Origin of the sequence: Catenuloplanes japonicus, assembly GCF_000717135.1 — a bacterium.
Classification (GTDB): Bacteria; Actinomycetota; Actinomycetes; order Mycobacteriales; family Micromonosporaceae; genus Catenuloplanes; species Catenuloplanes japonicus.
Map to the genome: position 1 here is coordinate 110,840 of NZ_JNXY01000003.1, position 18,722 is coordinate 129,561.

The window sequence follows — 18,722 nt, forward strand, 5'->3', positions numbered from 1 at the left end:
ACAGGAGTATCAGCCATGATCGACTTGACCGCCGCGGCCTGGCGGACGTCCAGCCGCAGCAACTCTCAGGGCAACTGCGTCGAACTGGCCACGAACGTTCCCGGTGTCGTTCCGGTCCGCGACTCAAAGGATCGCGAGGGCGGCACGCTGACAATCGGCACCGCAGCCTGGTCGGCGTTCATGGGCGCGACGAAGCGGACCGCGCTCGACCACTGAGTTCTTGCCGTTGAGGTCCAGACCTCACCCTCCGAGCGCGCTGCCCCGGGCGGCACTTGCTGCGCGCCCGGGGCCGGCATGAGGGCCTGAGCGGCGTATGAAGGATGCTGAAACCCCGTAGAGGGCTCTCGCGCGCATTAGGTTGCCTGCCTGTCCGACATATCACCGGCGATAGACCTGCGTCGAACCTCGCTTCTAGTCTTTCCTCCTCCGATGTGGAGCTTCATCGGCCAGGGAGGACGACATGGCACCGATCAGCCGCCGCACGCTGTTCACGCTCGCCGCCGGAGGCGCCGCGGGCGTGGCGCTTCCCGCGCCTGCCTGGGCGGTCGGTGACCGCCGCCCCGGCTCGGTGCGCCTCCCGTCGCTGACCCCGGACGATCGCGAGATCGCCGGCCAGGTCGAGGCCGACCGCGCCCTCCAGCACCTGCGCGTGCTCGCCGACGGCATCGGTGCCCGCGTCGCCGGGACGCCGGGCGAGCGGCAGGCCGCCGACTACCTGTCCGGCGTGCTGGACGGCCTCGGCTACCGGGTGACCCACCAGTCGTTCCCGGTCCAGGACCAGCGTGTCGGCACTCTGCACGCGCCGGGCGGCCTCCCTGCAGATGTCGGCTGGCAGGTCGGGGCGTCCTGGCAGGCGGGGCTGGACGTCTCGGCCCGCGGTGGGGTGGTGGACGTCGGCGAGGGGGACTTCTCCAAGGATGTTGCCGGCAGGGTCGTGCTGATCGATCAGTCGTGGCTGGACGACCCGACCGTTGCGGTTCGCGCGGCGATCGCGGGCGGTGCGGTCGCGGTGGTGTTCCTGGGGAAGGATCACCTCGACGGGACGCAGTCCCCGGCGTACGGGCCGTGGCTGGAGGAGACGCTGCCGATTCCGGTGGTGGGCACCGGGCAGTCGCAGAAGTATGCGCTGCGCGAGCTGCTGGCGGCCGGTGCGCTGCCTGAGCTGATCGTCAGCACGGCCTGGCACCGCGGCCTGACCTCGCACAACGTGATCGCCGAGCGCCCCGCCGAGAATCTTGGCCCGGTGGTCATGGTCAGCGCGCACTACGACACCGTGCTCGGCGCGCCGGGCGCGAACGACGACGGCTCCGGCACCGTGCTCACGCTGGAGCTGGCGCGCGTGCTGCGGCACCTGCCGGTCGACGCGACGCTGCGGTTCGCGCTCTGGGGTGCGGAGGAGGAGGGCCTGATCGGCTCGCGGCACTACGTGGAGCAGTTGCCGCAGGCGGAGCGGGAACGGATCGTCGCGGTTTTTCAGAATGACATGGTCGCGACCAGCTCCGCGCCGGCCACCCGGTACTGGCTGCTGTCGCTGGACGGTGAGCCGAACCGGGCCACGGACGAGGTCGCCGCGGCGGCGCAGCGCCTCGGGTACGCGCCCCGGATCTCGCCGGTGACCGCGCGCGGCTCCAGCGACCACCAGTCGTTCCAGGAGGCGGGAATCGCGGCGGCGAACTTCTCCTGGCGCGGTGAGGACGGCCCGTGGCACCTGGAACCGCCCTACCACAGCCCGCTGGACACGATCGCCCGCAACATCAGCCTGGAGCGCCTCCAGGTCTCGATGGAGTTGATCGGCGCCGCCTGCTACGCCACCGCCCGCCGGCCCTGAAGACCGGCTCGGCCCGTTACAGTCGGCACCGATCGTGATCGGCTGACGGGGAGCGACCGCACGTGGTGTCAAAGATCAAGAGCACGAACGGCATCGAGGGTACGCCCGAGAACTCCCTGCGCCCGCCGGAGTCCTGGCGCCGCACCCTCCTGCTGCGCCGCGGCGGATGGTTCACCCGGGGCCGCGCGGCCACACCGGACCCGGATCGGGCCGCGCTGACGTTCGCCGGGATGCTCGCGGCCGACCGGGCCACGCTGGAGAGACGCCTGATCGGCGAGGGCGCGGACACCGCGCTCGGCGAGCGGGCGCTGGTCGCGATCGACGCACCGGACGACGCCGGCCCGCTCGTGGTCGCGGCGCTGGTCGCGGGCGTGGCACGGGCCCTGCACGGCTGGCAGGCGGACCCGCGGCTCGGCGACGCCGCCGACCACTGGGCGGCGCGGCGGGGGCTGCCGTTCGCGGCGCAGGTGGCGGTCGAGCTGGCGGGGCTGAGCGCGGCCGCCGGGATCCGGCCGCTGACCGGCGACGACGGCTCGATCTTCCAGGACTGGGCCGATGCCCCGGACATGCCGTTCACGGCCAGGGTGCGCAACCGGCTCGCGGTCGCGCCGGACGCGGACCATGCGGAGACGGAGGCGCTGCTCGCGGCCGGCCGCGGGACCGGTCCGGTGATGCGGGATCTCGTGGCCACGTTCCTGATGCCGGCGCGTGCGGACTGGGTGGAGCGGGACGTGGCCGCGCTGGCGGCGGCGCCGATCGGGAGCGCCGTGATCGTGCTGGCCTCGGTGAGCCGGCCGGAGCAGGTCGAGGCGATCGCCCCGACGCTGGACCGCACCTCGATCGACCTGTCCCCGCTGCTGCCGACCATGATCGAAGGGGTCGGCGTGGCCATCGCGCCGGTCCTGGCCGGCTGGCTGGAGTCCTACCGGTGGCGGCACCCGGCCGATCGGGAGCGACGGCTGCTCGCGGCGATGTCCTGGATGCCCGCGGACGAGACGTTCACCGCGCTGCTCGACGCCGGGCTCCGCAAGACCGTGCGCCCCACGCTGCTCACCACGGCCGAACGCTTCCCGCGCCGCGCGCTGCGCCTGGCCGCGGAGTCCGGCAGCCCGATCGCCACGGACCTGCTGCGCGGCCACCTCGCCCGCCATCCGGAGCTGGCCGGCATGGACCTGCTCGCCGAGGCCCGGCTGCGCGTCGACGCGCTGCTGAACACGATCCCGGATGCGCCCGCGCACCGCCTGCCCCCGATTCTCGTCAGTCCACCGTGGAGCGCGCCGGACCGGGCGGCCCGCCCGGTGACCGTGCCCGGCCTGGAGAACACGGCGCCGGCCGAGGTGTTCTGGCGGCCCGGTGAGCGGGAGGAGTTCGCGGCCTCGTTCACGGTGCCCGGGGCGGATCTGGACTTCGCCGCGATGGCCACGCGGATCACCGAGTCCAGCGGCCGGTACCGCCACCAGGACGAGGACGCCCGGTTCTTCGTGCTCGGCCCGGAGGAGCTGGTCCGGCCGCTGCTGCCGGGCTGGAACGCGCGGGGTGCGGAGGGCGCGGAGGTCTGGCTGCGGTCGCTGCTGGCCCGGTACGGCACGGACGCGATCCGGCCCGCCACCGCGCTCGTCACCCGCAACCCGGCGACGGCCGCGGCGCTGCTCCCGTTCACCGGCCCGGAGACGACCCGGGTCATGCGACGCCTGATCAGCGCCCGCGACCCCGAGTTCCGTGCGCTGGGCCGGCGCTGGCTGAACCGGCACCCGCAAGCCGCGGCCCGTGACCTGATCGTGGAGGCGCTGCACGAGCACCGGTACGGCAGCCTCGGTGCCTGGCGCGCGCTGACGACGCTGGAGAGCGCCGACCACCGGGACGTGATCATCGAGACCGCGCGGGAGTCCGGCGTGGAGGCCGCGATCGTCGCGCTGCTCGGCACGGACCCGCTCACGGTGCTCCCGGCGCACGTCCCGAGCCTGCCCCGGTGGACGGATCCGGAGTCGCTGCCGCGCGTCCGGCTCCGGGACCGGTCCGGCGCGCTGCCGCTCGCCTCGGTCCGGCACCTGCTCACGATTCTGGCGCTGGAACGGCGGCCCGGCAGCATCAACACGCCCGCGCAGCTGCCGCACCCGCGCGTGGCGGTCGTGCGGGACCTGCTGGACCCGGACGACCTGGCCGCGTTCTCCTGGGCGCTGTTCCAGAAGTGGCTGGGCGCGGGCGCGCCCGGCCGGGAGGACTGGCCGCTCACCACGCTGCCGATCTGCGGCGACGGCGACACCGTGCGCCGCCTGGCACCGCTGATCCGGGTGTGGCCCGGCAGCAGCGGGCACGCGCGCGCGGTGACCGGCCTGACCGTGCTGGCCGAGTTCGGCACCGACGTGGCGCTGGCCGAGCTGCACCGGATCGCCACCACCGTGAAGTACAAGGCGCTGCGGGAACGCGCGGCCTCGGACCTGGCGGAGCTGGCCGCCGCGATGGGCCTGGACTCCGAGCGGCTGGCCGACCGGCTGGTCCCGGACCTGGGTCTGGACGCGGACGGCACGATGCGGCTGGACCGGTACACGGTCGGCTTCGACGAGAAGCTTCAGCCGTTCGTGCGCGACGAGAGCGGCAAGGCTCGCAAGACGCTCGCCGACGCCCGGTTCACCGCGCTGAAGAAGGCGGCCCGCACGCTCGCCGCCGAGCAGCTGCGCCGCCTGGAGAACGCGATGATCACCGGCCGTCGCTGGACCGGCGCGGAGTTCCGGGATCTTTTCATCGTGCACCCGCTGCTGCGCCACGTGGCCCGGCGGCTCGTCTGGGCGGTCTATGTGGACGGTGCGCTCACGCGCGGCTTCCGGGTGGCCGAGGATCTGAGCCTGGCCGACGTGCACGACGGGCCGACCACGATCCGGGACGACGCCGTGATCGGGCTCCCGCACCCGCTGGAGCTGCGCGAACCGTGGGCCGGGGTGTTCGCCGACTACGAGATCGGGCAGCCGTTCCCGCAGCTCGACCGCGAGATCCACACGCTGGGGCCGGGGGCGGTCGAGGGCCGCGAGGTGCTCACCGTGCGGATCCTCGGCCTGGAACGCAAGGGCTGGACGCGGGACCGGGCCGAGGACCGCGGCATCGTGCGCCGCATCGTCCGGACCATCGGCGCGCACACGGTCACGGTGGAGCTGGATCCGGGCCTGGCCCCCTACGGCGGCGCGGAGACGCAGTGCCTCGGCCGGATCGAGATCGTCGCGCGCCGCACCGGCGGGCTCGACGCGTCCCGGCTGGTCCCGCTCGCCGGCCTCGACCCGATCACCGCGTCGGAGGTAGCCCGGGAGCTTTCTGCACTGCGCGGATAGGTTTTCGCGGGCCGGACCACCGCGAACGGTGAGCCCGCGGGAGCATGCGGGCCGGACCACGGCGGAAGCGGGAAAATCAAAGATCTTGATCTTCGGGGGTACGCTGCGGCGATGCGAATCCTGACCTTCAACACGCTGTTCAAGGGGGAGGTCCGGGCGCGGCTCGGCGCGCTCGGCGCGCTGCTGGAGGCGTCGGATCACGACGTGGTGTGCCTGCAGGAGGTCATGCTCCGGCGCGGTGCCGCGCTGCTGCGGCGGGCCACGCCGAGCTTCCGTCATCACGCGTATACCGGCGGGCCGCTGCTGCGGGGCGGCCTGGTGCTGCTGTCCCGGCTGCCCATTGTGGAGGGCCGGTTCACGCGGTATCCGACCTCCGGGCATCCGCGCGGGGAGTGGTTGATGCGCAAGGGTTTCCAGAGCGCGACGATCGGCGGTCTGGTCGTGGTGAACACGCACCTGTCCGCGAACCGGGACGACGACTGGTCGGACGGCAACCGCTACACCCGGCTGGAGCGTGCGGAGCTGGAGTTCCTGGCGGCGCGTCTTGACCCGTCGCGTCCCACGGTGGTCGTCGGGGACCTGAACGTGCCGCGGAACAAGCCCGTGCTCCAGGACTTCCTGGCCGCGACCGGGCTACGCGACGTGCTGGCCGGCGACACCCGGCCGACCTACCGGCCGACCGCGCAGTTCCCGTCGCCGCCCGCGTTCGATCACGTGCTGGCTTCGCCCGGTCTCGCGGCGACTGCGGATCTGGTCCTCCAGGACGCGGTAAGTCTGGCGGACGGGCGGTCGAGGTTCCTGTCCGACCATTACGGCGTGGCGGCCGACGTCCGGGTTTGAGTAGCGCTACTCATGGCCTGAGCTGCTGATTCGTAGAGGCTGTGTGCAGCGCCGGCACGGGGCCGGCCACCTTCCCCCACGGAGACGCCGCCATGAACACTGCCAAGCCCACTCCCGCGTTCATCGGCGCGTCCTGGGCGGCGCTGCTGCTCGGCATCGTCTGCTTCGCGGTCGGCCTGTGGAACTCCGGCATGGTCCGCAGTGAGAAGGGCTTCTACGCCGCCGTCCTCATCCTCGGCGTCTTCGCCGCCGTCTCCGTGCAGAAGTCGGTCCGCGACCGCGCCGAGGGCATCCCGGTGTCCGTGTTCTACCTGGGGCTGTCGTGGCTGGCGATGGGCCTGGGCGTGGTGATGCTGGTGGTGGGCCTGTGGAACGCCGGCATGACGCTCAGCGAGAAGGGCTTCTACGGCCTCGCGTTCGGCATGACGCTCTTCGCCGCCGTCGCCGTCCAGAAGAACGTCCGCGACTCCCTCGCCGCCCGCAACACCCCGCCCACCTACGCCGTCCCGCAGGAGCCGTACTACCCGCAGACCCACGTCTGACCGCCCTGCGCCCCGGGTCTCATCGGCCGGGGCGCAGGCCGTTCGATCAGGGCCAGGCGCAGTGGATGTGCGTGGCGTGGTCGGCATCGTCGCCGGGGCCGCGCACATACGTCGCGCCGTACGCGGTGCACGCGTTCTTGAACGCCTGGTTCAGCGGATTCGCGGTGGTGACCCGGACGTTGTTGATCGTGTCGATGTCGAACGCCTTGCCGGTGTAGTGCGCGGAGGTCGCGCTGTGCCGCCCGCCCGCGATCGTGGTCACCCGGAACGTGTAGCCGTTCACCAGGTTGATCTCGAGGATGGCGCGCAGCATGTTCGCGTCCAGCGTCACGTTCGTCGTACCGACGTGGCTGTTGTCGCTGGTCTTCGCGGGCAGCCCGGCCGCGGCGTCGACGATGTTCTGCCGCGCGGTCGACGCCGGATCGACGTGGCCGCTGACGTGCGCGTTGAACAGCGTGATCCCCGGCTCGTCCCGGATGAACGCGGCGCGGTTGAAGGGCGGCAGCGTCGTCCCGAACACGCCGGACCCGAGCCACCGTCCCAACCCCCACTGGAACGCCACTGGATCACCGCTGGACCGGGCCAGGCGTTCTTGAACGGAGTGCGGAGCGATGCGCCGAGGAGGGCGTGCAACTCCCGGTGGGAGGAGATCATTCCCGACGGGCTCGGAGTGTGAACAGTGCGGTAAACCAACTGTTCCTATCGCCGATGATCGGTAGCCCGTCATAGTCTGCGCGGGTGACCACCGTAGATTTTTACTTCGACCCGGCCTGCCCGTTCGCCTGGATCACGTCCCGGTGGATTCTCGAGGTCCAGAAGCACCGCGAGATCGACCTGCGCTGGCACGTGATGAGCCTGTTCGTGCTGAACGAGGACCGCGACATCAGCGACAGTTACCGCCAGACCACCAACCGCTCCCTGGGTACGGTACGCGTCGTCACCGCCGCCTGGCAGCAGCACGGCGACGCGGTGCTCGGCCCGCTCTACACCGCGCTCGGCACCCGCATCCACAACCAGGGCCGCAAGAAGGACCTGGACACGGTCATCCCGGAGGCGCTCGCCGAGGTCGGCCTGCCCGCGTCGCTGATCGAGGCGCGCACCAGCGACCAGTGGGACGCGGCGCTGCGCAAGAGCCACCACGAGGGCATGGACCCGGTCGGCAACGACGTCGGCACCCCGACGATCCACATCGACGGCGCCGCGTTCTTCGGCCCGGTCCTCAACAGCATCCCGCGCGGCGAGGACGCCCTGAAGATCTTCGACGGCGCGGTCGCGCTGGCCGGCTTCCCGAACTTCTTCGAGCTCAAGCGCACCCGTAGCGGGGAACTCGACTTCAGCTAAGGTCCGTCCGGAACGTGCCGATCGGGCGTGCATGTGGCGTCGGTTGCTGACCGGACTCGCCGTGCTCGCCGTGCTGGCCGGGTGCGCGTCGCCGCCGCAGTACGCGCTGGCGACCGTCGACGTCCCGGTGGGCATGTGCAAGGACAAGACGCTCGCGGAGGAGATGGCCGGCTTCAGCGACAGCGCGCCGGCCGTCCCCTGCACCGCGCCGCACACGCTGGAGACCTACGGGAGCGGCACGCTGCCGGAGGTGGTCAGCACGCTCGGCCCGGAGCGCCCCGGCCCGGAGATTCTCGCCGGCGTCACGGACGCGGCCTGCTCCTACGACCCGATCCGCCCCTACCTCGGTGCCACCGCGCTGGATTCGACCTGGGGCATCGAGGTCTTCGTCAAGTTCCCCACCCGGGCGGAGTGGGCGGCCGGCGTCCGTACCGTGTTGTGTGATCTTGCAGTGGGCACGTCGAGACCGCCACGGGCAACCCTGCCGCTCAAAGATGCGCTGAAGTACACGGACTCGGCGCGGCTGCGGATGTGCCGATCCGGCACCACCGTGGTCACCTGCGACCAGCCGCACGACGCGGAACGCGCCGGCGACGTGGACGCCTCCGGCGCGGACGCGGACCGCACCGCCCGCTGCCAGGCCGCCGCGCTGACGTATGCCGGCGCCGCGAAACCGTCGCGCGTGGTCCTGAACGACGGCACCGCCGAGTGCTGGGTGACAGGTCAAGAACAGACCACCGGCACGGTACGCACCGGGCTGGTGGCCCGATGAGCGACCACTTCACCACGACCGGCCGGCACGCGGGCCACCGCGGCGAGTCGATGTATATCGACGCCCGGCCGCCCACGCTGCACCACCGGACGCGGGAACCCCGCCGCAGGCCCGCCGGGCTCGTCTTCGCCGGGCTGGCCGCCGCCGCGACCACCGTGCTGCTGGCCCGGCTGTTCGCGGGCGGGCCGATCGGCCTCAGCGACCAGGGCGACGGCAACCGCCTGCTGTGCAGCCTCGGCCTGCGCCAGGGCAACCCCTACAACAGCTCGACAACCGACTACCTCTACCTCATCTGGTACGACCACACCTGGTACGGCGAGGACTGCGGCGCGACCGGAACCGGCGAGCCGTACCACTCCACCCAGCTCTGGCTCGCCTGGCCGGCGAAGTGGCTCACCCACGCGCTCACCGCCACCGACGGCCTGGACCTGCGCGTGCTCGGCGTGATCTGCGCGCTGCTGACCGGCCTGGCGATCGCCGCCGTGGCGATGGCGGTCCCGCTCCGCACCGTGGGCCGGTCCGTGGTCGCGGGCGCACTGACGCTGATCATGGCGGACGGTACGTTCGCCGGCTACCTGATCTCCGCCTACAGTGAGCCCGCCGGTTTCGTGGGCCTGCTGGCGCTGGTCGCGGGCGTACTGCTCTACCTACGGCATCCGCGCTGGTGGGGACTGCTGCTGGTGGCCGGCGCCGCCGCGTTCACGATCGGGGCGAAGACGCAGACCGTGTCGTTGCTGGCTTCCGTCGTACCCCTGCTGCTCCTGGTCCGTGGTCCTCCCGTCATCGGGCGGCTCGTCGTCTCGATCGCGCTGTGCGCCGGCACCGCCACCTACCTCGGCGCCCAGCCGGAACGTTTCACGGTCCAGAACGACTACACCGCCGTCTTCGTCGAGATGCTCCCGAACAGCCCCGACGCCGCCGCCGACCTGCGCAGACTCGGCTTGCCGGAACGCTGGACCTCCTCCGCCGGCCTCCCGGTCAACGCGACCGGCAGCGCCGCCTACGACCCCGAGTTCTACACGTTCTCCGCGCACGCCGGGCTGGCCGACCGCCTCGGCGTCTACGCCGCGGATCCTTCTCGTCTGTTCGGCATGCTCGGCCGCGGCCTGGACGGCATGGGCAAACTGCGTGCCATCTACGTCTTCTCCTACCCCGAGTCCGCCGGTCGCGGTCCCGAGGCGACCGAATGCCGCGTCTGCGTGATCCAGATCCTCTGGAAGAACACGTTCGGCAAGGCCGCCGCGCTGCTCGTCGCCGCCGTCCTCGCCTGCGCCGCCATCTGCGCCTTCGGCGCCGTCTCCGCCGATCGCCGTCGCCGCGCCGCCGGCGGCACCGGCCTGTTCCTGGCCTCCGCCGTCATCGCCCAGTTCTGGGCCGTCATGCTCACCGAGGGCGCCTCCGACCTGCTAAAACATATGGTCTTCGCCAACCTGCTGTGCCTGATCCTGTTCGTGGTCACCGGCGCCGCCCTGGCCACCTTCCGCGAGCCCGTCGAACGCGACCCCGACCTCACCTACGCCCGCGCCTTCGGCCACAACTACGGCCGCGACCTCCGCACATAGCCCCTCGTCCCGCGCCCGCAAGCCCTCTCACCCGATGCCATCCCCGCCGGCCGGACCCCGCCCGGACGTCGGTCAGGATTCGAGAAGTCTCCGCACCCCGGCCCTGCCTAGCATGGGTCAGGACCTGCGGAAAGGAACACACGCACGCGGGACTGACCGACCCGAAAGTCGAGTTATGTAGACTTTCGAACCATGCCGAGACTCCCGCACTCCTCGCCCCAGACGTTACGGCTGCTCAGCGCGTTGATCGCGGACCCGCAGCAGTGGCGCTACGGCTACGAGCTGAGCAAGGAGACCAACCTGGCCTCCGGCACGCTCTACCCGATCCTGATGCGCCTGTCCGACCAGAAGCTGCTCGAGACGAGATGGGAGCCGTCGGACGAACCGGGCAGGCCACCGCGCCACACCTACCGCCTGACCGCGGACGGCGCCGCCCTGGCCGAGCAGCGCCTGCGCACCACGTCGACGGCACCGGTGCTGAAGCCGAGGACCGCCTGATGGACCCGCTGATCCGCCGCCTCGCGGCGAAGACCTTGACCATGGCGGTACGCGGCCGCAAGGAGCACGGCGGCGAGTGGGGCGAGGCCGTGCTCGCGGAGTTCGGCGAGACGACCGGCACCTGGGAGGCCGTCCGCTGGGCCGCGGGCGGTCTGCGCACGGTGTGGCGCGAGCGCCGCGGCCGGGAGCTGCCCCGCCCGGTGCGGATCCGCCGTCGCGCCGTGCGGACGCTGGTGATCGGCCTGGTCGCGGGCCTGGCCGTCAACCAGTGGGTGATGACGGTCGGCGTGATGGCCAGCGGTGCGATGGAGCCGACGATGCTGATCGCGGACCGCTACCTGATGGACAAGGCCGCGTTCCGGCTTTCCGGGCTGAAATATGACGACATAGTCGTCTACGCCATGCCGGAGAACGGCAACAGCACGGTCAAGCGCGTGATCGGCCTGCCCGGCGACGCGATCGGCTGCCAGGACGGCCGGATGATCCGCAACGGCGTCCCGATCGACGAGCCCTACCTGGCAGGCAACGGCGAGGAGGGACCGGAAGCGGAAGCGATAGGCCCGGTCCCGTACGTGGTGGTGAACGGGATCGCGGACTGCCCGACCGTCACCGTGCCACCGGACCAGCTCTACCTGGTCGGCGACCATCGCCTCGTCTCGCTCGACTCCCGGTCGAACGGACCGGTGGATCTGTCCGCCGTTCAGGCCAGAGTGCTCGGCACGGTCTGGCCCCTGAGCAGGTAGTGGCCCTAATGTGACGCGGTGATCTCGTGGAACGCCCCCGCGCCCTCGCCCGCCCCGCAGCCGTGGACCCCCGCGCCGCGCGACGACGAGGCGCGGGACGGCGTCCACGTCACCCGGTGGCTGCGCGACGTGCTGCACCCGCGCCGGGGCGGCATCGAGATCGACCCGCGCCCGCTCGCCTCGCTGGACGAGGCCTGGGCCGGTCTGCGCGAGCACGTCTGGTCCACGGACCGCCTGGTCGTCAGCCACAAGTCCGACCCGTCCCGGGTGTGGGGCTACGTCACCTCGACCGGTGCGCAGGACCGGCGCGTCGGTGAGCGCCTGCTCGACCCGCGGGCCCGCGTCACCACCGAAGCCGACGACCACGCGCTCGTCCGGGCGGTCCGGGACCGGTTCGCCTGGTACGGCGCGGCCGAGCCCGGCGAGGACTGGCTGGCCGACTTCCTGACCGCCGCGCACGGCCTGCCCGAGGCGGCCCGGCGCATCGTCGGCGGCGTCGACAGCGACCTGCCCTACGTCGGCGTCGGCGTCTTCGCCCGGCTCCGGCAGCTGTTCGTGCTCGCGGACGACGCCACCTACGCGGCGGCCCGGGACGCGCTGCTCGACGCCCGCGACCGGCAGGCCGCCGCGCTCGACGGCAGCCGCCTGGCCGACCTGTCCTGGGCCGTCTCCTTCGTGATCCCGTTGACGAGAAGCAGCGGCGAGGCGGAGCGGCGGGCGCACGAGGACGCGATGCGGCACCTCGGCGAGTTCGGCAACTTCAACGTGCACGCGTCCGGGATCGCCGCCGGCGACGCGGAGACCGTGGAGCGGTTCCTGCACGCGAACCCGCGGGTGCGGCACGAGTTCTTCGGCACGTCCGGCGGGCGGATCTACCTGGCGAGCCTGCTGGACCTGGCGGACGGCGCGCGGGCCGGCGAGATCCTGAGCCGGATGGCGCCGGGCTACCCGTTCCAGGACCACGCGCACTACAACTCGGTCTGGGTGAGCCTGCTCGCGCACGTCGACCACGACGACGCCCGCGCGCGCCTGGCCGAGCTGCGCCGCGAGAAGGCGCCGTGGGCGGACGCGCGGTGCGTGCCCGTGGAGGATCCGGAGTACCTCACACCCGTACCCCCGGGAACGCCTTTTGCCTATCAGCCGCCGCAGGCGGCGCATCCGGTGCAGCGTAAGCCGTTGACGCCGGTGGAGCCGGAGACGGACTGGCGCGAGCACGAGCGGGCCGCGGCCGAGGGCATGAGCGTCTACGAGGACGCGGCGCAGTGGGACGGCGTGGCGATCGGGCGCTGTGACACCGTGGCCGTCACCGCGTGGCTGGAGCATCACGAGCACTGGGCGATCCCCACGCCGCTCCCCGCGCTCGTGCTGGCGCCGCGCTGGACGCACGAACGCCTGATGGCGCTCGGCTTCGCACAGCATTCCTACTGGGTACGGTGGGCACTGCCGCCGATCCTGGTCCGGCACGGCGTGAGTCACCTGCCCGCGCTGCTGGCCGCGTTCGACGACCGGGACGCGACCGAGGCCGCGCTGCAGGCGGCGCAGCCGATCGGGCACACCGCGCTGGCCGGGCCGGTCGCGCGCGCGTTCGCCGGCAAACGTCACCGCAGGCTCGCCCGGTCCTGGCTGCTGCGCCACCCGCGTCAGGCCGCCGCGGGCATGGTCGCGGAGTGGACGGCGAACCCGGCCGAGCCGTCGGTCGGTCGCGCGCTGCGCTGGCTCGACGCTCAGGGACACCGGGCGCTGCTGCTGTCCCACAGCGCAGAACTCGCCGCGTTCCTGGACCAGGACCCGCTGACCGCGCCCAAGGCCAAGCAGCCGAAGGTCCCCGCCTACCTGACGAAGCCGCCGTTGCCCGGCGCGGATGCGACGCTGCTGGTACGACTCGCGTCCTGCGACGCCGATCAGGTGCACCCGGGCGTGCTCGCGGCCCGCACGACCATGTCCGTCGAGGACCGTGCCGCGCTCACGAACGCGCTGCTGGACCGCTGGCTGGAGGCCGGCACACCGCCGTCCGAGGCGTGGTGCCTGCACGCGGTCGGCCTGCTCGGCGACGACGCCGGCGCCCGCCGCCTCGCGGGCCTGGCCCGGCAGTGGGCCGGCACCGCCGCGAGCGCCCGCGCGCAGACCGCGCTGGACGCGATCCGGCACCGCGGCACGGACGCCGCGCTGATCGAGCTGAACCTGCTGGCGGAGCGGTCCCGGTTCCCCGCGTTCGCGAACGTGGCGCGCGGGCACATCGAGGAGATCGCGGCGCTGCGCGGCCTGACCACGGACGAGCTGGCCGACCGGCTCGTCCCCACGCTCGACCTGTCCGGCGCGGAGACCGTGGAGACGGACGCGGGCGTCTACCGGATCGCGTTCGACCACCGGATGCTGCCGGTGGTCCGCGACGCGTCCGGCCGGGTCCACGCGGAGCTGCCGCGCGCCGGGCGGGGTGAGGACAAGGCACGCCACAAGGCCGCGAAGGACCGGCTCGCCGCGCTCCGCAAGGCCGCCCGCGCGTCCGCGTCGCTGCACGTCACCCGGCTGGAGCGGGCGATGTGCACGTCCCGCCGCATCCCCGCGCCGATCTTCCTGGACCGGTTCGCGGCGCACCCGTGGATGACGCACCTGGCCCAGCGCCTGGTCTGGGGCGTGTTCACGGACGGCGTGCTCCGGGCGACCGCGCGGGTGGCCGAGGACGGCTCACCGGCCACCGTGGACGACAAGCCGCTGACGCTGGAACCGTCCGATGTGGTCGGTGTGCTGCACCCGATCGAGGCGCCGCTGGGGGAGTGGGCCGAGGTCTTCGCCGATTACGAGCTGCTGCAACCGTTCCCGCAGCTCGACCGGCCGTACTACACCGATCGCTCCACACTGGACCGTTTCGCGGGCCGGCCCACGAGCTATGCCGTGCTGCGCGGGCTCGAGCGTCACGGGTGGACGCGGTGGTACGACGCCTCCATGGTGCAGATGGCGAAGTCGCTGCCCGGTGGCGGCTGGGCCGTGCTGCACACCACGCCGGGCTGGCACGCCTCCGACACGGTCGACTCCGCCCCGGAGCAGACCGTCGGCACCGTCGAGTTCGACGCCACGGGCCTCCCGCCGGTCGCGCTCTCCGAGCTGATCCACGACCTGCGCGTGCTCGACTGAATCCTTACGCGCGGATCACTCCTGACCTGCACCCCGGCAAGCCCATGGACGGGAACGATGCGGCCGCTGGCGCTCGCGGTCGCGCGACGCTCCCGGCCCCGCAACGAGCGCTTCCGCCCGGAGACGGAGGTGTTCGCCGCGCGCGTCGGCGAGATGGCCTCGCTGATCCCGGTCACCCGCGCGCACCGCCTCTCCACGATCCGCCGGGCCGACCGGATCGTGGTCCTGGACCACGGCCGGATCGTGGAGATCGGCGGGCACGAGCACCTGATCGCGCGCAACGGCCGGTACGCGGCGCTGCACGCGGCTCAAGCCGCCTAGCGCACCAGCGTGACCACGCCGGTGTCCAGGTCGTAGCGGGCGCCGACCACCGCGGTCGCGCCGGACTCGACCCGCTCGCGCACGATCTCGCTCCGCGCGACGATCGCGGCGGCCTGGGCCGTGACGTTGGCCTGCACCGCACGCTCGACGCCGTCCGGCGCGGACGCGAACGGCGTCACGATCGGCCGCAGCGCCTCCACGATGGTCGCGATGTGGCCGGGCGCGTGCGCGCCGGTGTTGATCGCGTTGATCGTGGCACTGACCGCGCCGCACCGCTCGTGGCCCAGCACCAGGATCAGCGGCGGCGCGAACTCCTCTCCTCCACCGCGTACTCGATGCTGCCCAGCAGCAGGTCGTCCACGATGTTGCCGGCCACACGGTCGTCGAACAGGTCACCGATGCCCTGGTCGAACAGCAGCTCCGGCGAGACGCGCGAGTCGGCGCACCCGAGCAGGACCGCCCACGGGTGCTGCCCGGCGGCGACCTCGTGCAGGCGGGCCAGAGTCTGGTGCGGGTGGCGGGAGCGCCCGGCGGTGAAGCGCCGGTTGCCCTCCAGCAGCTGCCGGATCGCGGCGGCGGGCGTGGTGGGCGCGGCTTCGGAAGCCTGGGCAGCGGCGGCCGGGAAGGCCAGCGCGCCGGCCGCGACACCACCGGCGGTGAGCAGTGAGCGACGGCCTATGGCAGGGAGCGACATCGACGTTCTCCACGTCTATCGGTTGCGGGACCCGAGCATTCTTCGCCCGGACTCCCGTCGATGTCTGCGACGCAGGCCACACGCCGGAAAGGGTCAGTCGCGCCGCGCCATGATCAGCGTCCACACCGCGACCGCCAGCACCACGCCGATCACGAACTCGCCGACCAGCAGCAGACCGCTGACGATCCAGGTGCGATCGACGCCGCCGAGCAGCACCTCGACCACCGTGACGGTGACGAACACGCTGCCGATCAGCAGGATCAGCGGGACCGGGCGCTGCGGCTTGGGTTCGGCGCTCATCGGCCCACGATAACGCCCGCCGTGCGCGCGAACCTGTGGGCCAGCTGGGCGAACGCGTCCCGCAGCTCGGGTGGTCCGACCACCTCGATCTCGGCCTCGAACCGGCCCAGCGTCGCGGCCATCGCCGGCCACGACCAGGAGCCGACCAGCATCCGGCAGCGGTCCGGGCCCAGCGCCTCCACGATCGCGTCGCCGGCGAACTCGGCCACGCGCGCGGCCGGCTTGTCCAGGATCACCTCGCCGCGGCACTGCCACCCGGTGTCCGATCCCTGGAACCGTGCGGTCACGAACGCGGCCACGTCGCCGCCGGGCACCGCACGCGGCGTGAACCGGGGGCCGGTCGGCGTGCGCGGCGTCATCCGGTCGATCCGGAACGTGCGCCAGTCGTCCTTGTCCAGGTCCCAGGCGACCAGGTACCACCGGCCGTACCGGGTGACCACGTGGTGCGGCTCCGCGCGGCGTACCCCCTCGCCGTAGTCGAACCGGAGCACCTCCTGCCGCCGCACCGCGGTGCTCACCTCGACCAGCACCGCGCCGTCCACCTCCGGCGCCGGGCGCGCCACGGACGTCACCCGCACGGTGTCGATCCGGTGCCGCAGCCGCGTCGGCATCACCTGCCGGACCGTGTTCAGCGCGCGGCCGGCCGCGTCCCCGATGCCGCCGCCGCTGCCGGCCGCGACCTGCAGCGCGACGGTCAGCGCCACGGCCTGCTCGTCGTCGAAGAGCAGCGGCGGCAGCTCCGTGCCCGCGCCCAGCCGGTAGCCGCCGTCCGGGCCCTTGATCGTGGCGATCGGGTAGCCCAGCTCGCGCAGGCGGTCCACGTCCCGGCGCACGGTGCGCGGGCTGATCTCCAGCCGGTCGGCGAGCAGCGCGCCCGGCCAGTCGCGGCGGGCCTGCAACAGCGACAGCATGGCGAGCAGTCGTGCGGAGGTTTTCGGCATGCCCACGATCATGCCGCGAGTAGAGGCCACATCCTGGCCACTACCGCTGCGAATCTTTCTCCTGTCAGACGTTGTCAGCGCAGGGAGAAACCCATGAGCCTCACCACGACCACCCACCTCAACTTCCGCGGCGACGCCCGTGCGGCGCTGGAGTTCTACCGGTCGGTCTTCGGCGGCAACCTGGTGATCGTGACGCACGCGCAGACGTACCCGGCGTTCGGCCCGGACGAGGCCGACCTGGTCGCCTGGGGCCAGGTCCAGGCGCCGAACGGGTTCCACGTCATGGCCTACGACGTGCCGGCCGGCCAGACCTACGACGCCGGGGACAAGCCGGTCTTCGTCTCCGTCCGCGGCACCGACGAGGCCGAGCTCAACGCACACTGGAAGGCGCTCGCCGACGGCGCCACGATCATCGCCGACCTGGCGCCGTCCGGATGGGCGCCGCTCTACGGCATGCTCAAGGACCGTTTCGGCGTCACCTGGACGCTCGACATCGCGGTGGCGTACCCCGCGGCCTGAGCTTTTCAAAGATCCAATTCCGCCCATGGTACGGCCGGAGCTTCCACGCTCCGGCCGTGTCCCGCGTTTCGCGACGCTTGCCCGCGGGGGCTACCGTCATCACATGCTCGGAACGGTCCTCACCCTGGTCATCGTGGGCCTGGCGGCGCTCATGCTGCTGGCCTTCCGGTGGCACTGGTGGGTCACCGACCGCACGATCGACCGCGCCGAGGCCGACCACGCCCGCATCGACCGTGCCGCGCTCCGCCGTCGCCTCGGCGGCGGCCACCACCGGGACACGCCGTGACGATCCCGGTCCCGGACGACTTCTCCGGCGTGGTGTCCGTCGACCGCGGCGGCGAGGTCGAGTTCGCCCGCGCCTACGGCCTGGCGCACCGCGCGCACGGCATAGCGAACACGCTCGGCACCCGGTTCGCGATCGCCAGCGGCACCAAGGGCCTGACCGCGCTGGTCGTGGTGAGCCTGATCGCGCAGGGCCGGCTGGAGCTGTCCACCACCGCGCGATCGGTGCTGGGCGCGGACCTGCCGCTCATCGACGACCGGGTGACGGTCGAGCACCTGCTGGCCCACCGCTCCGGCATCGGCGATTATCTCGACGACGACGCGGACGTGAACGGCTATCTGCTGCCCGGCCCGATGCAGCACCTCGCCGCGCCGGAGGACTACCTCGCGGTGCTGGACGGCCACCCCGCCGCGTTCCCGCCCGGCGAGCGCTTCGCCTACTGCAACGGCGCCTACGTGGTGCTGGCGCTGATCGCGGAACGGGTCGCGGGCGTGCCGTACCACGACCTGGTCCGGACCGTGATCTGCGACCCGGCCGGCCTGCACGACACGATCTTCCCGCGCGCCGACGAGCTCCCGGCCCGGACCGCGACCGGCTATCTCGACCTCGGCGACGGCCGGTGGCGCAGCAACGTGTTCCACCTGCCGGTGCGCGGCGTCGGCGACGGCGGGGCGTACAGCACCGTGGCCGACCTGAGCTCGTTCTGGCGGGCGTTCTTCGCCGGCCGCATCGTGCCCGCATCGTGGGTGTCCGAGATGACGCGCCCGCACAACGACGTCCCCGGCGAGCGGATGCGCTGCGGGCTCGGCTTCTTCCTTCCGTCGGCTCGCGACCAGGCCATGCTCCTCGGCCACGACAGCGGCATCTCCTTCGCGTCCGTCCACGACCCGGCGTCGTCGCTCACCTACACGGTCATCTCCACCACGTCGCCCGGCGCCTGGCCGATCTTCCGGCACCTCCGCGAGCGCTTCTCCGGCTGACACGGCTACTGACCTTTCGGTGCCGAGGTCCGGAACCGCCGCGATCTGCGGGCACCTCGTGCCCGAAATTTCGTGAAATAGCAGCCTGGAGGCTTACGCGTCGTCA

General features: G+C 72.5%; 20 protein-coding genes. 15 read left to right on the plus strand and 5 right to left on the minus strand.

The window, feature by feature from the left end; all coding sequences use genetic code 11:
- Positions 1-15 precede the first annotated feature (15 nt).
- The 5 genes from OP04_RS06195 to yiaA all read left to right on the plus strand — a co-directional run bounded on the left by OP04_RS06195 (position 16) and on the right by yiaA (position 6,530).
- Positions 16-216: a DUF397 domain-containing protein gene (locus OP04_RS06195; protein WP_408606705.1), complete on the plus strand. Its 201-nt coding sequence runs from the start codon at positions 16-18 to the stop codon at positions 214-216.
- Positions 217-460: 244 nt separating this feature from the next.
- On the plus strand, positions 461-1,828 hold the full coding sequence (locus OP04_RS06200; protein WP_033338543.1) for a M20/M25/M40 family metallo-hydrolase: 1,368 nt from the start codon (positions 461-463) through the stop codon (positions 1,826-1,828).
- Positions 1,829-1,890: 62 nt separating this feature from the next.
- Positions 1,891-5,148 carry a DUF4132 domain-containing protein gene (locus tag OP04_RS06205; protein ID WP_051797179.1) on the plus strand — a complete coding sequence of 1,086 codons (3,258 nt, stop codon included), beginning with the start codon at positions 1,891-1,893 and terminating at the stop codon, positions 5,146-5,148.
- 111 nt (positions 5,149-5,259) lie between these two features.
- Positions 5,260-5,988, plus strand: a complete 729-nt coding sequence (locus OP04_RS06210; RefSeq protein ID WP_051797180.1) for an endonuclease/exonuclease/phosphatase family protein — start codon at positions 5,260-5,262, stop codon at positions 5,986-5,988.
- 92 nt (positions 5,989-6,080) lie between these two features.
- Positions 6,081-6,530, plus strand: a complete 450-nt coding sequence (yiaA, locus tag OP04_RS06215; protein WP_051797204.1) for an inner membrane protein YiaA — start codon at positions 6,081-6,083, stop codon at positions 6,528-6,530.
- 46 nt (positions 6,531-6,576) lie between these two features.
- Here the strand turns inward: yiaA and OP04_RS06220 are convergent, their stop codons facing one another.
- On the minus strand, positions 6,577-7,092 hold the full coding sequence (locus OP04_RS06220; protein ID WP_157239353.1) for a carboxypeptidase: 516 nt from the start codon (positions 7,090-7,092) through the stop codon (positions 6,577-6,579).
- A 176-nt stretch (positions 7,093-7,268) separates the two neighbouring features.
- Between OP04_RS06220 and OP04_RS06225 the strand changes: the two genes are divergently transcribed.
- The 7 genes from OP04_RS06225 (at position 7,269) to OP04_RS06255 (ending at position 14,899) form a co-directional block, all read left to right on the plus strand.
- Positions 7,269-7,871, plus strand: coding sequence for a mycothiol-dependent nitroreductase Rv2466c family protein (locus OP04_RS06225; RefSeq protein ID WP_033338544.1), 603 nt, complete (start codon positions 7,269-7,271; stop codon positions 7,869-7,871).
- Between the two features lie 31 nt (positions 7,872-7,902).
- On the plus strand, positions 7,903-8,643 hold the full coding sequence (locus tag OP04_RS06230) for a septum formation family protein (protein ID WP_085066262.1): 741 nt from the start codon (positions 7,903-7,905) through the stop codon (positions 8,641-8,643).
- A complete protein-coding gene (gene wsfD, locus OP04_RS06235) occupies positions 8,640-10,205 on the plus strand; it encodes a glycan biosynthesis hexose transferase WsfD (protein ID WP_033338546.1) in 1,566 nt (521 codons plus the stop codon). Before OP04_RS06230 ends, wsfD begins: the two co-directional genes overlap by 4 nt.
- A gap of 192 nt (positions 10,206-10,397) precedes the next feature.
- Entirely contained in the window at positions 10,398-10,703 is a 306-nt protein-coding gene (locus OP04_RS06240) for a PadR family transcriptional regulator (RefSeq protein ID WP_033338547.1), read from the plus strand.
- Positions 10,703-11,446 carry a signal peptidase I gene (gene lepB / locus OP04_RS06245; RefSeq protein ID WP_033338548.1) on the plus strand — a complete coding sequence of 248 codons (744 nt, stop codon included), beginning with the start codon at positions 10,703-10,705 and terminating at the stop codon, positions 11,444-11,446. The genes OP04_RS06240 and lepB overlap by 1 nt, the downstream gene beginning before the upstream one ends.
- A gap of 18 nt (positions 11,447-11,464) precedes the next feature.
- Positions 11,465-14,578 carry a DUF4132 domain-containing protein gene (locus OP04_RS06250; protein ID WP_033338549.1) on the plus strand — a complete coding sequence of 1,038 codons (3,114 nt, stop codon included), beginning with the start codon at positions 11,465-11,467 and terminating at the stop codon, positions 14,576-14,578.
- A gap of 57 nt (positions 14,579-14,635) precedes the next feature.
- Positions 14,636-14,899: a hypothetical protein gene (locus OP04_RS06255; RefSeq protein ID WP_033338550.1), complete on the plus strand. Its 264-nt coding sequence runs from the start codon at positions 14,636-14,638 to the stop codon at positions 14,897-14,899.
- Here the strand turns inward: OP04_RS06255 and OP04_RS56390 are convergent.
- From OP04_RS56390 to OP04_RS06270, 4 genes are all read right to left on the minus strand, one after another.
- On the minus strand, positions 14,896-15,189 hold the full coding sequence (locus OP04_RS56390) for a carbonic anhydrase (protein WP_269746662.1): 294 nt from the start codon (positions 15,187-15,189) through the stop codon (positions 14,896-14,898). The genes OP04_RS06255 and OP04_RS56390 overlap by 4 nt on opposite strands.
- Before the next feature lie 5 nt (positions 15,190-15,194).
- Entirely contained in the window at positions 15,195-15,593 is a 399-nt protein-coding gene (locus tag OP04_RS56395; RefSeq protein ID WP_269746663.1) for a carbonic anhydrase, read from the minus strand.
- A gap of 93 nt (positions 15,594-15,686) precedes the next feature.
- Positions 15,687-15,893: a hypothetical protein gene (locus tag OP04_RS06265; protein ID WP_033338551.1), complete on the minus strand. Its 207-nt coding sequence runs from the start codon at positions 15,891-15,893 to the stop codon at positions 15,687-15,689.
- Entirely contained in the window at positions 15,890-16,834 is a 945-nt protein-coding gene (locus tag OP04_RS06270) for a helix-turn-helix transcriptional regulator (RefSeq protein WP_033338643.1), read from the minus strand. The genes OP04_RS06265 and OP04_RS06270 overlap by 4 nt, the downstream gene beginning before the upstream one ends.
- A gap of 93 nt (positions 16,835-16,927) precedes the next feature.
- Between OP04_RS06270 and OP04_RS06275 the strand changes: the two genes are divergently transcribed.
- The 3 genes from OP04_RS06275 to OP04_RS06285 all read left to right on the plus strand — a co-directional run bounded on the left by OP04_RS06275 (position 16,928) and on the right by OP04_RS06285 (position 18,616).
- Complete coding sequence (locus tag OP04_RS06275) at positions 16,928-17,353, plus strand: VOC family protein (RefSeq protein ID WP_033338552.1); 426 nt, start codon at positions 16,928-16,930, stop codon at positions 17,351-17,353.
- Positions 17,354-17,456: 103 nt separating this feature from the next.
- Positions 17,457-17,639, plus strand: coding sequence for a hypothetical protein (locus OP04_RS06280; RefSeq protein ID WP_033338553.1), 183 nt, complete (start codon positions 17,457-17,459; stop codon positions 17,637-17,639).
- The gene (locus OP04_RS06285; RefSeq protein ID WP_033338554.1) at positions 17,636-18,616 is read left to right on the plus strand and encodes a serine hydrolase domain-containing protein; all 981 of its coding nucleotides are present in this window, start codon (positions 17,636-17,638) and stop codon (positions 18,614-18,616) included. The genes OP04_RS06280 and OP04_RS06285 overlap by 4 nt, the downstream gene beginning before the upstream one ends.
- The last annotated feature ends 106 nt before the right edge of the window (positions 18,617-18,722 follow it).